Source organism: Aquificaceae bacterium, assembly GCA_037722135.1.
Taxonomy (GTDB): Bacteria; Aquificota; Aquificia; order Aquificales; family Aquificaceae; genus Pampinifervens; species Pampinifervens sericum.
The window spans coordinates 1-15,089 of record JBBKAW010000005.1 but is presented as its reverse complement, the minus strand read 5'-3'; the positions used below and the strand labels follow the sequence as shown (position 1 = coordinate 15,089).

Annotated in this window: 14 protein-coding genes and 2 tRNA genes; 6 read left to right on the top strand and 10 right to left on the bottom strand. The window is 44.5% G+C overall.

Going from position 1 to position 15,089, the window contains the following annotated elements:
- Positions 1-53 precede the first annotated feature (53 nt).
- The 3 genes from WKI49_00420 (at position 54) to WKI49_00410 (ending at position 4,527) form a co-directional block, all read left to right on the top strand.
- Entirely contained in the window at positions 54-1,484 is a 1,431-nt protein-coding gene (locus tag WKI49_00420; GenBank protein MEJ7620962.1) for an aldehyde dehydrogenase family protein, read from the top strand.
- 204 nt (positions 1,485-1,688) lie between these two features.
- Positions 1,689-2,030 carry a preprotein translocase subunit YajC gene (yajC, locus tag WKI49_00415; protein MEJ7620961.1) on the top strand — a complete coding sequence of 114 codons (342 nt, stop codon included), beginning with the start codon at positions 1,689-1,691 and terminating at the stop codon, positions 2,028-2,030.
- Positions 2,031-2,040: 10 nt separating this feature from the next.
- The gene (locus tag WKI49_00410; protein MEJ7620960.1) at positions 2,041-4,527 is read left to right on the top strand and encodes an AMP-binding protein; all 2,487 of its coding nucleotides are present in this window, start codon (positions 2,041-2,043) and stop codon (positions 4,525-4,527) included.
- Here WKI49_00410 and WKI49_00405 read toward each other — a convergent pair.
- Complete coding sequence (locus tag WKI49_00405) at positions 4,524-5,153, bottom strand: hypothetical protein (GenBank protein ID MEJ7620959.1); 630 nt, start codon at positions 5,151-5,153, stop codon at positions 4,524-4,526. The two genes, WKI49_00410 and WKI49_00405, sit on opposite strands and share 4 nt — an antisense overlap.
- A 54-nt stretch (positions 5,154-5,207) precedes the next feature.
- Between WKI49_00405 and alaS the strand changes: the two genes are divergently transcribed.
- The 3 genes from alaS to prfA are packed head-to-tail and all read left to right on the top strand — an operon-like array spanning position 5,208 to position 9,075.
- Positions 5,208-7,820 carry an alanine--tRNA ligase gene (gene alaS / locus WKI49_00400; protein MEJ7620958.1) on the top strand — a complete coding sequence of 871 codons (2,613 nt, stop codon included), beginning with the start codon at positions 5,208-5,210 and terminating at the stop codon, positions 7,818-7,820.
- A complete protein-coding gene (rpmE, locus tag WKI49_00395; GenBank protein MEJ7620957.1) occupies positions 7,817-8,002 on the top strand; it encodes a 50S ribosomal protein L31 in 186 nt (61 codons plus the stop codon). Before alaS ends, rpmE begins: the two co-directional genes overlap by 4 nt.
- Entirely contained in the window at positions 8,002-9,075 is a 1,074-nt protein-coding gene (gene prfA, locus WKI49_00390; protein MEJ7620956.1) for a peptide chain release factor 1, read from the top strand. Before rpmE ends, prfA begins: the two co-directional genes overlap by 1 nt.
- Here the strand turns inward: prfA and truB are convergent.
- The 9 genes from truB to WKI49_00345 form a co-directional block, all read right to left on the bottom strand.
- A complete protein-coding gene (truB, locus tag WKI49_00385; GenBank protein ID MEJ7620955.1) occupies positions 9,059-9,922 on the bottom strand; it encodes a tRNA pseudouridine(55) synthase TruB in 864 nt (287 codons plus the stop codon). The genes prfA and truB overlap by 17 nt on opposite strands.
- Positions 9,922-10,854, bottom strand: coding sequence for an RNA polymerase sigma factor RpoD/SigA (locus WKI49_00380; protein ID MEJ7620954.1), 933 nt, complete (start codon positions 10,852-10,854; stop codon positions 9,922-9,924). The genes truB and WKI49_00380 overlap by 1 nt, the downstream gene beginning before the upstream one ends.
- On the bottom strand, positions 10,854-12,272 hold the full coding sequence (locus WKI49_00375; GenBank protein ID MEJ7620953.1) for a Do family serine endopeptidase: 1,419 nt from the start codon (positions 12,270-12,272) through the stop codon (positions 10,854-10,856). Before WKI49_00375 ends, WKI49_00380 begins: the two co-directional genes overlap by 1 nt.
- Complete coding sequence (locus WKI49_00370; protein ID MEJ7620952.1) at positions 12,269-12,925, bottom strand: methyltransferase domain-containing protein; 657 nt, start codon at positions 12,923-12,925, stop codon at positions 12,269-12,271. Before WKI49_00370 ends, WKI49_00375 begins: the two co-directional genes overlap by 4 nt.
- Positions 12,888-13,535, bottom strand: coding sequence for an alpha/beta hydrolase (locus WKI49_00365; GenBank protein MEJ7620951.1), 648 nt, complete (start codon positions 13,533-13,535; stop codon positions 12,888-12,890). Before WKI49_00365 ends, WKI49_00370 begins: the two co-directional genes overlap by 38 nt.
- Positions 13,500-13,573: transfer RNA gene (locus WKI49_00360), tRNA-Arg, on the bottom strand. Before WKI49_00360 ends, WKI49_00365 begins: the two co-directional genes overlap by 36 nt.
- Positions 13,574-13,646 (bottom strand) — tRNA-Pro (locus WKI49_00355).
- Between the two features lie 37 nt (positions 13,647-13,683).
- Positions 13,684-14,682: a type I glyceraldehyde-3-phosphate dehydrogenase gene (gap, locus tag WKI49_00350; GenBank protein MEJ7620950.1), complete on the bottom strand. Its 999-nt coding sequence runs from the start codon at positions 14,680-14,682 to the stop codon at positions 13,684-13,686.
- Positions 14,683-14,735: 53 nt separating this feature from the next.
- Complete coding sequence (locus WKI49_00345) at positions 14,736-15,023, bottom strand: isoamylase early set domain-containing protein (protein MEJ7620949.1); 288 nt, start codon at positions 15,021-15,023, stop codon at positions 14,736-14,738.
- Positions 15,024-15,089: the final 66 nt, after the last annotated feature.

Sequence of the window (15,089 nt, the reverse complement as noted above, 5' to 3'; positions counted from 1 at the left end):
GAAGTTTAAGTTGCTCCTCTGGGCTAAGCATGATGGAGTTAAAATTATAACCCATGAGAACGGAGCTTTTACTTGGTGGAGAGTGGGTTTCAAAGGAAGAAAAACTGTCGGTGGTATACCCTTACACTGGTGAAGTTGTGGCAGAGGTTTCAAAGGCAAGTGAGGAAGATGTCTATAAGGCTATAGAGGTAGCAAAGGAGGGACACAAAAAACTTTCTTCCTTGAGCTCATACGAAAGATATGAAATCCTTATGAGAGCAAGCCATATCCTCAGAAAGAGAGCGGAAGAATTTGCCAAAACTCTTGTGCTTGAGGTGGGAAAAACCATAAGAGAGGCAAGGACAGAGGTTCAAAGAGCCATACAGACCCTCATCTTCTCTGCGGAAGAAGCAAGAAGAATAGGAGGAGAGGTCATTCCCATTGACGCCCATCCCAACGGAAAGGGTAAGGTGGGATTTTACATTCGCCAGCCTGTGGGTATAGTCTCTGCCATAACACCCTTTAACTTTCCCTTAAACCTTTCCATGCATAAGGTAGCACCAGCCCTTGCCTGCGGAAATGCGGTAATCCTTAAACCCTCAGAGAGGACACCTCTTACTCCCCTTATGCTCGGTGAGGTTCTGCTTGAGGCTGGACTTCCTCCACAAGCCCTTAGCATTCTGCCTGGCTACGGCGATGTGGGAAAGGCTATGACAATGCATCCTGATGTGAGGGTGGTATCTTTTACAGGTAGCAGAAAGATAGGAGAGATAATAACCCGTCAGGCAGGTATAAAAAAGGTGGTGCTTGAGCTTGGGTCAAATTCCGCCATAGTGCTCCACAAGGATGGAGACCTAAAAAAGGCGGTGCAAAAAACTGTTTTGGGAGGATACGCTATAGCAGGTCAGGTTTGCATATCTGTGCAAAGGGTCTTTGTCCACGAGGAGCTTTTTGACCAATTTCTTGAGGAGCTTGAAAAGGCGGTAAAGGAGCTTAAGGTGGGAGACCCTATGCAAGAGGACACGGATGTGGGTCCAATGATAGGGGTTTCTGAGGTTCAAAGAGTTCAGGAGTGGATAGATGAAGCTCTTCATGAAGGTGCAAAACTTATAACTGGTGGTGTTTCTTATGGAGATAGGGTTTCTTCTGTGCTTTTGCCAACGATTGTTTCTCTTGTTCCTCCAAACACAAAACTCTATAGGGAAGAAGCCTTTGCTCCGGTGGTGGTAGTCAACCCCTACAAGGAAGTGGAAGAAGCCATACAGATGGTTAACGATTCAGAGTATGGTCTTCAGGTGGGAGTATTTACCAAAGACATAGACATAGCTTGGGAATTTATAAGGAAGGTTCAAGCGGGTGGAGTGCTTATAAACGAAGGACCTAACTTTAGGGCGGACCATATGCCATACGGCGGTGTTAAATACTCTGGCATAGGTAGAGAAGGACCACGCTTTGCCATAGAAGACTACACGGAGATAAAGATGGTAATTTTTGACCTTTCTTAAGCCAAGAGTGTCTCTCTTGGGTTTGAAACTTACCACTGTGAAAAATAAAGTTCTTGAGGCGCTGATAAGAAGGCATCTTGAGAAGCTAATCTGCTGTAGTAGTGCTAACTTGGAGGTTTTGAAGGGTAATCAATAGCTTCATAAACCTATGAAGACTATTCTAAATCTTGACAAAAATAAAATGTTGTAAGATAATAAACTACTATGATAGATATAGCTTTTGCACAACAAACAGGGCATGGTTCAAGCCCAGTAGGAGCGTTGCTTTTTCAACTCATATTCTTTATATTGCTTCTTGCACTCTTTTACTTTCTCCTCATAAGACCTCAGAACAAGGCAAGGAAAAGACATCAGGAATTTTTGGCAAACCTCAAAAAGGGTGATAGGGTTGTAACCGCAGGCGGTATATGGGGCACGGTAGTGGAGATAGGGGATGATACCGTAACTCTTAAGGTGGATGCCAACACACGCATAACCTTCACAAAGGAAGCCATATCTCACTACCAGCCAGGCTACAAGAGGGAAGACAAGAAGGAAGAAGACTAAATTTTTCTCTATGAAGCTGTTGCTGGAGGAGGGGGTAGTCCTACCAGAGGTTGAAGACCACAAAAAAACAGCCCTTATAAAGGGTAGAGAGGAAATAAGCTATGCGGACCTTAGAGAAAACATCTCCAGCTTTGCGGAGCTAACAGATATATTGCCCGGTGAGAGGGTGCTTATATGTTCTGAGAATAGACCTGAATGGGTCTATGCCCTCTATGGTGCTTGGCAGAGGGGAGGGGTGGTAGTGCCTGTGGACTTTATGTCAAGTGTGGAGGAGATACTATACATCCTAAAAGAAACAGAGCCTGCGGTGGTTTTTTGTTCAGAGCAAACCCAGAAGTCTGTTAGGGAAGCCCTTCAAGAGTCTGGAGTTAAACCCCTTCTTTACAACTTTGATAGCCTTATACTTCCCAAACCTCGTGAAAAACCTATAAGCAGAGGTTTGGAAGAAACCGCTTTGATTCTTTATACCTCTGGCACTACTGGACAGCCAAAGGGGGTGATGCTTAGCTTTAAGAACCTGCTTTCTAACATAAGGGCTATCCAGAAGGTGGGTGTTGCAGGCAAAAGGGACAAGACCCTTGCTCTTCTACCCTTTCATCATTCATATCCTTTAATGGTTACTTTGCTTGTGCCTTTGTATCTTGGTGCAACGGTAGTCTTTTTGGAAAGGCTAAGTTCAGAAGAGCTTCTTAGGACGCTAAAAGAGCACAAAATTACCATACTTGTGGGTGTGCCAAGGCTTTATCAGCTTTTGCATCAGAGGATAATGGAAGGGCTTATGGCAAACCCTTTTGGTAAGCTTCTCTTCAAACTCTCTCCCTATATGGGGCAAGGGCTAAGAAGGTTGGTCTTTAAGAGGGTTCATGACGCCCTTGGGGGAAGTCTCAGATACTTAGTAAGTGGTGGTGCTAAGCTACCCTTGGAGGTTGCCCTTGACCTAAACAGGCTTGGCTTTACCATCCTTGAAGGCTACGGTCTTACAGAAACGTCTCCAATAGTCTCCTTTAATCCGCCTCAAAAGCCTAAACTTGGCTCTGTTGGAGTGCCAATAGAGGGGGTTTATGTAAAGATTAGCGAAGAGGGAGAGGTGCTTGTGCGCGGTGTGAACGTAATGCAGGGCTATTACAAAAAACCAGAAGAGACACAGAGGGCTTTCAAGGATGGTTGGCTTCTTACTGGAGACCTTGGATACATTGACCAGGAGGGATACCTTTACATTACTGGCAGGAAAAAGGAGGTTTTAGTCCTCTCTGGTGGAAAAAAGGTAAATCCGGAAGAGCTTGAAAACCTCATACTCTTGGAAGGCAAGGGTAGGATAAAAGAGGTGGCGGTTTTGGAAATAGAGGGAAGCGTGAAGGCTTTACTTTTACCAGACTTTGAGCTTTTGAAGAGGGAGGGAGTTTTAAACATTGAAGAGTTTGTCAGATGGCAGGTTATTGACAAGGTAAACCAAAAGCTACCAGAATGGAAAAGAATAAGGGGCTTCAGGGTGGTAAAGGAAGAGCTTCCAAAGACAAGACTTGGAAAACTAAGAAGGTTTTTACTTCCTCAGATATACCAGTCTACGGAAACCTACAGCAAGGAAGAGCAAGAAGACCCAATAATGAACACTCAAGAGGGTCAGGCTATAAGGAGCTTTCTTCATGGGCTAACCCAGCGAGAAGTAAAGGGATACCATCATCTTGAGCTTGACCTTGGGTTAGACTCTTTGGGAAAGGTGGAGTTTCTTAGCTTTCTTGAATCTACCTTTGGGGTCTCTGTCTCCGAAGAAGACCTAATAAACAACCCAAAAGTCCAAGATGTGGTAAGGCTTGTATCTAAAGGGAAGGAAAAGCTTGAACTTTCAGAAGTCCATTGGAAGGATATACTCCTCAAAGGAAAGCCATACCAGTTAAAAGAGTATACTTTTGCCTTTGGCACAGGCAGGTTAATTCTCAAGACCTTTTTTAAACTATACAACCGCCTTGAGGTTCGTGGGCTTGAAAACTTGCCTGAACCACCTTTTATACTTGCACCAAACCACGCCAGCTATTTAGATGGTTTTGTATTGGCTTGTGCACTGCCACAAGATATAGCCCTCAAAACCTACTTCCTTGGAGCGGAAGAATACTTTAGAGACCCTTTGAGTGCAGTTTTTGGCAGGCTTGCTCATGTGATAACGGTTAACTTGGACAAAAGGCTAAAAGAGTCTCTCCAGAAAACCGCATGGGCTTTGAGGCTTGGTAAGGTAGTGGTTATCTTTCCAGAAGGAGCAAGGACGAGGGATGGAAGACTTCTACCCTTTAGAAAGGGCTTTGCCATACTTAGCAAAGAGCTCCATGTTCCTGTAGTGCCTACCGCTATAAAAGGGACTTACCAATCCCTGTCTCTATACGATAAGTTTCCAAAACCTGCAAAGATAGAGGTGGTCTTTGGAAAGCCTATAAAACCTCAAGGAAAGAGCTACGAAGAAATCGTAGAAGAGACAAGAAAGGAAATTGAAAGACTACTCTCTTAGGCTTCTTCCGCCACCGTCTTTACTGCCAAAACGCCTATCTCTTCTGCGAGGGAAAGGGCTTCCTCCTTTGCGTTTAGATAAACTACCACAGGAATGGTTTCTTGTCCTACCGCCTTTGAGATTATCATAGCCCTCTTGAAGACCTTTTCCACATCCTCTGGATAAAGGGTCAAAGTTGCCTCAAGGGCTACATGAACCTCCTTTCCAGTTTCCTTGAGCCTTCCTTTGCCAGCAAAGTCAACCTTTAGAGCAAAGTCTTTCATGTCTTCGTCTATAAGACCACTATCTATAGCATCGTCCAGTATGTCCGCAAGGGTAAACTTGTCTATAGGTCTTAGTCTTCTTATAACTCTGCCAAGGAAGGCAGGTGCGTTTTCTCTAACCTTTCTTTCAAAACTTTCTCCTCTTAGCTTTGCCACATCTATCTTAAGAACTCCTACATCTTTCTTGAGAATCTCCACGTCCGCCTTCAGTGGTCTGAACTCCTCCTCTACAAACCTTTCAAACCTCGCAGGAAGCCTTCTGAGTTCCTCCTCCAATATAAGGCTTCTTATCCTCTCGCGCCACTCGGGGTTTTCTCTGAGTATCCTCTCAAGGTCTTCTATGGTGTTGATAACATAACCCATGCTAATAAATATAACCCAAGAGCTTGCCTGTAGCACTACTTTGTGTATAATTCTATGCTTATGACAGGGCATGAAATCCGTGAGCTTTTTTTAAGCTTTTTTGAAAAAAAGGGGCATACAAGGGTAAAGTCCGCAAGCCTTATTCCAGAAAAGGACCCAACTCTTCTATTTGTAAACGCTGGTATGGTGCCTTTTAAGGATGTTTTTCTTGGCATAGAAAAAAGACCATACACGAGGGCGGTCTCTTGCCAAAAATGTCTTAGGGTTTCTGGAAAACACAACGACCTTGAAAGCGTAGGTTTTACCTCAAGGCATCATACCTTTTTTGAAATGCTTGGAAACTTCTCCTTTGGAGACTACTTTAAAAAGGAAGCCATAGAATACGCTTGGGAGTTCGTTACCGAATATCTAAAGATACCAAAGGAGAGGATATACGTAAGCGTTTTTAGAGAGGATGAGGAAGCCTTTCTCATATGGAGAGACCACATAGGGCTTTCGGAAGACCGCATATGGAAAATGGGGGAGGAGGACAACTTTTGGCAGATGGGTGATACGGGTCCCTGCGGTCCCTCTTCCGAGATATATGTGGATAGGGGTCCAGAATACGAGCCGGAGAGATACCTTGAAATATGGAACTTGGTCTTTATGCAATACAACAGGGATGAAAGGGGAAACTTGACTCCTTTGCCAAAGCCTAACATAGACACGGGTATGGGGCTTGAAAGGGTTGCCAGCGTGCTTCAGAAAACAAGGACCAACTTTGAAATAGACCTTATAAGACCTCTTATAGCCTTTGGTGAAGAGCTTTCTGGAAGGGTTTATGGGGAAAACTTTGAAACAGATAGTGCCTTAAGGGTAATAGCGGACCATCTTAGGGCTTTGACCTTTGCCATAAGTGATGGTGTTCTTCCTTCCAATGCAGGCAGGGGCTATGTGATAAGAAGAATTTTAAGGCGTGCCATGAGATATGGCTACAAGCTGGGAATAGAAGAGCCTTTTCTCTATAAAGGTATTGACCTTGTGGTGGACGTAATGAAAGAGCCTTATCCTGAACTTCTTCAGTTAAAGTCCTTTGTAAAGTCTGTAGTCAAGGCGGAGGAGGAGAGGTTTATAAACACTCTCAAAAGAGGTATGCCTTACGCAGAAGAGATTCTTCAAAAGGCGGAAAAGGGTCTTATACCAGGAAATCTTGTGTTTAGTCTTTACGATACCTATGGCTTTCCTGTTGACCTCTTTGAAGACATGGCAAGGGAGAAGGGTCTAAAGGTTGATATGGAAGGCTTCCAGAGGGAAATGGAAGAGCAAAGGGAAAAGGCAAGAAAACACTTTAAGATAGAGGTAAAGGCTACAAAGCCTGTTTATCAACACTTAAAGGAGCTTGGGAAAACCTCTACCTTTCTGGGCTACGAAGAGACAAGCCTACACACAGAGGTTATAGCACTATTAAAGGATGGTGAGCTTGTTTCTGAATTAAGGGAAGGAGAGAGGGGCGAAGTGTTTCTAAGGGAAACTCCCTTTTACGCAGAAAGGGGTGGTCAAATAGGAGACAGGGGTATTATACAAACCTCGGAGGGTCTCTTTTTTGTGGAGGATACCCAGTCGCCAGTGGAGGGTGTGATAGCACATATAGGTTATGTGTCAAAGGGGTCAATAAGGCTTGGAGACAGAGTCTTTGCACGCATAGAGGAGGAAAGGAGAGAGGACATAAAAAGAAACCATACCGCAACGCATCTTTTACACTCTGCTTTGAGAGAGGTGCTTGGCGAACACGTGCGTCAGGCGGGTTCTTTGGTAGCGGACCAGTATCTGCGTTTTGACTTTACACATTTTCAGCCTCTCACAGAAGAGGAAATAAGGAAGGTGGAGGAGCTTGTAAACCTGCAGATAATGAAAAACCAACCTGTGTTGGTGGAGGAGATGGACTACCAGTCCGCCATAAGAAGCGGTGCCATTGCCATCTTTGAGGAAAAGTATGGAGAGAGGGTAAGAGTCCTTAGCGTGGGGGACTTTTCAAAGGAGCTTTGCGGTGGAACTCATGTGAAAAGAACGGGGGACATAGGATATTTCATGATAGTCTCTGAATCCTCGGTAGGTGCGGGTGTAAGGCGCATTATTGCAAAAACGGGAAGGTGGGCGGTAGAGCATGCCTTTGAGGAGAGGAGAAGGCTTCTTGAAATTGCCAGGTCTCTTGGGGTTTCCTCAGAGGATATCCCAAAGGCTGTGCAAAGACTTACGGAAGAGCTAAGGGAAAAGGAAAGGGAAATAAGCAGACTAAAGGAAAAGCTACTTGCTGGGAATAACCTCTCAGAGGTAAAGAAGGAAAAGGTGGGAGAGATAGATTTGTATTTTGGCGTGCTTGAGGAGGTTGAGCCAAAAGACATGCTTGTCCTTGCGGACAGGATAAGAAACAATACAGACAGAGCGGTGGTCTTTCTAATTAGCAAAAGGGGAGAAAAAGCGTCATGCCTTATAGCACTTTCTAAGGAGCTTACAGATAAGCTTTCCGCAAGGGAGCTTATGAAGGTGGTTTCTAAGTATCTTGGTGGCGGTGGTGGTGGAAGGGATGACTTGGTGCAGGGTAGTGTGAAAAGCCTTGACCAGTTGCAGACTGCGGTGGAGAACCTAAAATCTGTTATAATAGATAGTTTCACGGAGGTGAAAGGATGAAGAAGGGCTTACATCCAGAGCTTAAACCTACTCATTTTGTCTGTGGTTGTGGCAATAGCTTTACACTGCTTTCCACAAAAGGCGGGACTGTTTACCTTGAGACTTGTAATGCCTGCCATCCCTTTTATACAGGTAAGCTAAGGGTAAAGCCAGCCTTTTTGGAGCTAAAGGGCAAAGGATAATGCTAAGTCCTGAGCTTGAGGAAAGGTTAAAATCCATAGAGCAAAAGTATTTGGAGCTACAGTATCAGCTTAGCAGTCCAGAGGTGGTCTCAGACAGGGAAAAGCTCACGAAACTTGGAAAAGAGCTAAAGGATATAGAAGAAGTTTATACTGCATACAAAGAGTATAGAAAACTGCTCTCTGACCTTGAGCAGGCAAAAGAGCTTTTGAAAAACGAAGAGCTAAAAGACCTTGCAAAAGAAGAGATAGAAAGACTTACGCAAGAGTTAGAGAAGACAGAAAAACACATAAGAGTCCTGCTACTTCCCAAGGACCCAAGGGACAGCAAGAATGTTATATTGGAGATAAGGGCGGGCGTAGGTGGTGAAGAGGCAGCGCTTTTTGTGGCAGACCTTCTAAACATGTATAGAAAGTATGCGGAAGAAAAGGGTTGGAAGTTTAGCATCCTATCTGCCAATAGGACTGGTTTGGGAGGCTACAAGGAGGTTATTGCTCTTATAGAAGGTGAGGGTGTATATTCAAGGCTTAAGTTTGAGAGCGGAGTCCACAGAGTCCAGAGAGTGCCAATAACCGAAGCGGGAGGAAGGATACACACTTCCACTGCAACGGTGGCAGTCCTTCCAGAAACGGATGAGACGGAGATTCAAATAGACCCAAAGGACCTAAAAATAGAAACCTTTAGGGCAAGCGGTGCAGGTGGTCAGTACGTAAACACTACAGAAACTGCAGTAAGAATAACCCATCTTCCTACCGGCATAACCGTATCCTGTCAAGACGAAAGGTCTCAATTCCAAAACAAGCAAAAAGCACTAAAGATACTTTACGCAAGACTAAAAGACTTTTATGAACGACAAAAGGAAGAGGAGCTTGCAAGGGAAAGAAGACAACAGGTAGGCACAGGTGAGCGGAGCGAAAAGATAAGAACTTACAACTTTCCACAGAATAGAGTTACGGACCATAGGATAAACTTAACCTTATACAAGCTTGGAGATGTGCTTGAAGGTAAATTGGACGAACTTATAGACGCTTTGGTGGAGCATTATATAGAAGAAAAACTCAAAGCCCTTGCATAAGCCTGTAGGGTCTGAGAGTATTGCCCTCAATAAGACCCACTCCTATAAAGGTATCATATTCGTAGAGCCTTACAAAGGTTTTCTCAAGGCTTTCCTTTAGCCTTATGACAGAGCCATGCTTTATTCTTCTTGAAAGTCCACCCTCAAGAGTTATTTTTGGCATAAAGCTTAGTGCTTCTCCCACTGGGATTAAAAGCCCAGAAAGGTCTTCCAAAGACAAGAGCCTGTTGTAGGATACCGCCATTCCCACGTTAAAACTACCTACTCTTAACCTTCTTAACTCCACCATATGAGCACCACAAGAGAGCTCCAGTCCAATGTCATGAATTAGACTTCTTATATATGTGCCAGAGGAAACCTCAAAAAGGAACTTCACAAAGGGTATTTCACATTCCAAGAGCTCAGCCTTGTATACATAAACCTCTACAGGCTTTATATCAACCTTTAAACCACTTCTTGCAAGCTCATAAGCCCTTTTGCCACCTATCCTCTTTGCTGAAAAGGGTGGAGGTTTTTGAAGGAGTTTTCCTGTAAAAGTCTTTAACACAGCCTCTATATCTTGGCAGGAAACTTCCACTGGTCTTGATTGAGTAATCTTACCCTCCGCGTCATAGGTATCTGTTATCTCACCCAGCTTTGCGGTTGTCTCGTAGGTTTTATCAAGTCCTATGAAAAACTGAGAGAACTTGGTTGCCTCACCCACAAGAACTACCAACAGCCCAGTAGCTATAGGGTCAAGAGTGCCAGCATGTCCTACCTTTACCTTAAAGCGTTTTTTTATGCCTTCAAGGACTTCCATAGAGGTAGGACCCTTTGGTTTGTCTACAAGAAGGACACCCGAGACCATTAGCTTAGAAAATCTTTTAGATGTCTTTTCATAGCCATATTTCTGAGCTTTCTAAGTGCCCTTGTCTCTAACTGACGCACCCTTTCTCTGGATATCTGCAGTATATCACCTATTTCTCTTAAGGTCTTTGGTTCTTCACCTCTTAGACCAAACCTTAGCTCTATAACCCTTCTTTCCTTCTCTGGAAGTTTGTTCAGAAGCTCTTCTATCTCCTTCTCTAACACCTCGTTTATTATTTTCTCTTCCACGTCCGCAGTGCCATGTTGACTGAGAAAGTCTACGAAGAAGGTATCTTCGTTCTCACCAACAGGAGCGTCCAAAGACAGTGGCACTCTACAAAGTTGAAGACATTTATCTACCTCCTCAGGACTTATCTTGTAGCCTTCTTTTCTTATCCTTTTCTCTATCTCCTCTTCCGTAGGCTCACGCCCAAGCTCCCTTTCCAGCTCCTTATAGAGCACTTCCTTGGTGTATTCGTAGGCTATCTCTTCAGAGGTTGGTTCTCTTTCAAGTTCCTTATATAGCCTACTGTATATACCGCTTATGCGGTTTATAAGATGGGACTGTTTTATGGGAATCCTTACCGCACCAGTCTGCTGAGAGAGTGCCTGCATTATGGCTTGCCTTATCCACCAAACCGCATAGGAAATAAACTTCACACCTCTGTCTGGGTCAAACCTCTTTGCCGCTTCTATAAGCCCATGGTTGCCTGCAGCGATGAGCTCGGAAAGAGGGAGACCATAGCCTAAATATTGCTTTGCTATGCTTATTACAAACCTAAGATTTGACTCCACAAGCCTTCTAAAAGCTTGCTGGTCTCCTTCCTTTGCCCTTCTTGCAACCTCCTTCTCCTCCTCCGGAGTGAGGAGGGGTATCTTGGATACCTTCTTAAGATACTGGTTTATTATTTCCTGTTCAGTGTCTGGTATCATCATCTTAACCTCAAGACAACAAAGAGGTTATTGTCTCTTCTTCTTATAAGCAGTAGGGCACTTTCTCTGCCTGCCTGTCTGAGGGCTTCTATGCTCTGTTGGAATTCTCTCACGTTAGAGACTGGTCTGTTGTCAACTCTAAGTATAATATCTCCTGGGGCTATACCGCTCTGCATGGCAAGGCTGTTAGGGACAACCCTTACTACAAGAACTCCTTTAACTCCAAACCTTGCTTCTTCTTCCTGTGTTAGGTCTCTCAACACAAGACCCAGGTTTGCTTGACCTTGCTCAGCCTCCCCCACTTGTCTATCCTCTGGCATTTCCCCTACCCTTATCTTAAGGTTTGTCTCCTTACCATCTCTTATCACTTTCAGGTTTATCTCTTTGCCCGGCTCTGTCCTCATTATCTTAAACTGAAGCTCTCTCACTTCGCTTATTTTCTGACCGTCAACTTCAACCACTATATCACCTACCTTAAGACCCCCCCTGTCCGCAGGGCTTCCAGGCATTATCTGGGCTATTATCACACCTTCTTTTACTCCAAGGCTTTCTGCCATTTCGGGAGTTATATCCTGTATAACTATACCGAGCCATCCTCTTGTGACCCTGCCCTTGGCTATTAGCTGGTCTGCGACCCACTTGGCTAAGTTTATTGGTATGGCAAAGCCAAGCCCTTGACCTTCCGCCAATATGGCGGTATTTATGCCTATAACTTCACCCCTTATGTTCACCAACGGACCTCCAGAGTTTCCAGGATTTATTGCAGCGTCTGTTTGAATAAAGCTTTCGTATTGGGTTATACCAATTGTCCTTCTTAAGGCGGATATAACACCCACCGTCACCGTCCTCTCAAGCCCATAGGGGTTTCCAATGGCTATAACCAACTGACCAACTTTAAGTTTGTCTGAATCACCGAGCTTTGCTATCCTGCTTTCTGGATTTGGAATATCCTTACCATCCACTTCTATCACTGCCACATCTGTCTTGGGGTCTGTGCCTACAATCCTTGCCCTCTTTTCTGTATGCCTGTCAAACCTGACCCTTATAGACCTTGCGTTTTGAACCACGTGGCTGTTTGTGAGTATGTAAAACTTGCCATTCTTGTAGTCTATTATCACACCAGAACCCAAAGACCTTCTTTCTTGAGGTGGTATTTGAAATGGGAAAGGGAAGCGAAAAGGACTTTCAATACCCGAAACTTCTTGAGTGGTAAATATGGTTACCACAGAAGGTGATACCGCTTCCACTATGGCGGTTAGCTCTTCTTCAAATTGAGAAAGCACTCGGGAGGAAAACACGGGTTTATTCTGTTGTTGGGGTGGCGTGTCTACCTTCTGAACCTGCTGTGCCTTACAGCCTAAGATGAGTAAGAGGCTCATAAAAAGAGCGGTAAAAAGCACCATTTTCCTCCTCCTCATTTACCAACCTCGCAAGAAAAGAATAGAACCCTAAAGACCGCTTTGTCAATCTCATAAATCATACTTTCAATCCTCTTTCTTGAGATTATACCACCTTTGAGGTTTGGGTTAAAGGAAGAACCCGTATAATGGAAAAACTTTATCAAATCCCACCCTCTGAAGGGTATAGGGACATCTTCAAGGAAAAGGTGTCTTAGCTTAGCCTTACCTTCAAGAAGGTTTAATACCTCCTCTACCTTTGGGAAGGGAAAGCCAAATTGAGGCAAGCTTCCATCTACGGGAATGGCACACAGAAAAAGTCTTCTACAAACCCTCAAGGCTTCGGGTATGGTCCTTTTTAGGTCAGTCCAATGAAGGGCAAAATTACTTATTACATAGTCAAAGCTCCTGTCTTTGAAGGGCAGGTAATGGGCATCTCCGAGCACTACATTGCCAAACTTCTCCTTGTATGTTTTAGCCATACCAAAGGCTATGTCTACACCAACCACATTATCAAGCCCTTCGCTGAGAATACCAGTCCCACAGCCAATGTCAAGAGCAGAACCTTCTATTTTTTCAAGAGCTTTTAGCCTCTGTGCGGAGTATCTTTGAGGAATTGCCCACTCCTCGTAACTATTACAGGCTCTTGAGAACCTCAAAGATAAGACCTTCATTCTCCGGAAAGTGTCCTCCTAAGAAGGTTATTAATTTAGCCCTTTTTAACATGTTGTAAAGAGTAAGTGCGGAGGAAAAAGGGGTTATAGGGTCATGCGTGCCATGTAGGATAATGACCCTTTGTTTTATGTGTGGTAGTATGTGCCTTATGTCAAGCTCCATGTAGTCTTTGAGAATTCTTTTTGCTCCTTGTAGGTCAATGTGGTCTTCAAAGGCTTTTGGATAGGATAAACCCCTAAACTCCTTGAGGAACTTCTCTCCTTCTCTTTCAAGCCTTATGAGAAACCCTCTTAGGTTTCTCCTTTCCCATAAACAACCAAAGCACGCACTACCGCCTATAAGCACAAGTCCTCTGAACCTCTGTGGGAACATATAAGCCATAAGCAAAGAAAGGCTTGCACCAAGAGACCAGCCTATGAGTATAGAGTCTTCTGGAATACCTAATGCTATTTCTCTTGCAAGATTTTGAAGGCTTTCATACCTAAGTTGGCTTTCGCCATGAAAGGGAAGGTCTACGGAAGGGATTCCCTTTAAAACCTTTGAGCTAAAACCCCATCCATGAAGAAAAAAAAGCGGGCCCGGAGGGACTCGAACCCCCGACCTAGGGATTAGAAATCCCTTGCTCTGTCCAGCTGAGCTACGGGCCCTCGGGGTGGCAGGACTTGAACCTGCGACCTTTGGCTCCCAAAGCCAACGCTCTCCCACCTGAGCTACACCCCGTGGAAAGTATAATTATAAACCAAACCTTAATATTTGGCTATCTTTTTGCCACAAGTAAGGTAAGGTCTCTGAGCCTGCAGGAGTATCCCCATTCGTTGTCATACCATGCAGCCACGTGGACCATATCCTCTATAACCTGCGTTAACCCTGCGTCAAAGATGGCGGAGTGTGGGTTGCCTATTATATCCTGAGAAACTATCGGGTCTTCTGTGTATTGCAAAATGCCCTTAAGATAGCTCTCTGATGCTTCCTTGAAGGCGGTGTTTACCTCTTCTATGGATGTGGGTGGTCTTTCTACAATAACTGTGAGGTCTATCAAAGACCCATCCGCCACCGGCACTCTTCTTGCAGTGCCGTCAAGTTTACCCTTTAATTCTGGTATAACTTCACCTATGGCTTTTGCAGCACCTGTGGTGGTTGGGATGATGTTAACTCCAGCGGAGCGAGCGCGCCTTAGGTCTTTGTGTGGCAGGTCAAGAACCCTTTGGTCATTGGTGTAGGCATGCACCGTAACCATGTAGCCTTTTTTCACTCCAAACTTCTCATGAAGCACCTTAAGAGTTGGTGCAAGACAGTTGGTGGTGCAAGAGGCGTTGGATATTATCCTGTGCTTTTCTGGGTCATACATATGCTCGTTTACACCAAGGACGATGGTCACGTCTGGATTTTTGGCAGGTGCGGAGATTATTACTCTCTTTACCGTATCCCTTAGGTGAAGCTCCGCCTTTTCTCTACTTGTGAAGGCTCCTGTAGACTCAATAACCACATCAACCCCCAGGTCTCCCCATGGTATTTCCCCTGGGTCTTTTACCGAAAAGACCCTGACCTCCTTTCCGTCCACTACAAGGCTTGAGTCTTTGGCTTCCACATGTCCTTTGAACCTTCCGTGCACCGAGTCATACTTGAGAAGGTGTGCCAGAGTTTTTGTGTCTGTTAGGTCATTTACCGCTACTATCTGTATGTCTTCGTGCCCATAGCAGGCTCTAAAGAAGGACCTTCCTATCCTACCAAAACCGTTTATACCTACTCTTATCATGGTAATTTAAATTATACCAAAGGAGCTTTCCACAGCTAAGTGGGTTATCACGTTCAAACAATAATCAGACTGTCTGTGGTGCCAAAGGGGTTAGGAACCTGCTGGTCTGCGGACAGCTCGTTTTCCCAGTATTGTCCGTCAATAAGGTATTTAAACCGGTAGCTCCTGCCAGTCTTTAGTCTCTTGCTTATCCAAAAAGTCCCATCCTTTTTCCTGCGCATGGGTTCTGGTTTCCAATCGTTCCACTCACCTACAACCTCAACCCTTTGTGCCTCATCCCTTTTCACATAAAAGCTCACCACGCATATGTTTCTACCTTTTTGATAGCTCTTCCTTATCATTGGTCACCCCCTGCGTAATTTATAATTCAGTTTAACCCATAAACCTTGCCTTCTGTTATAATAGAC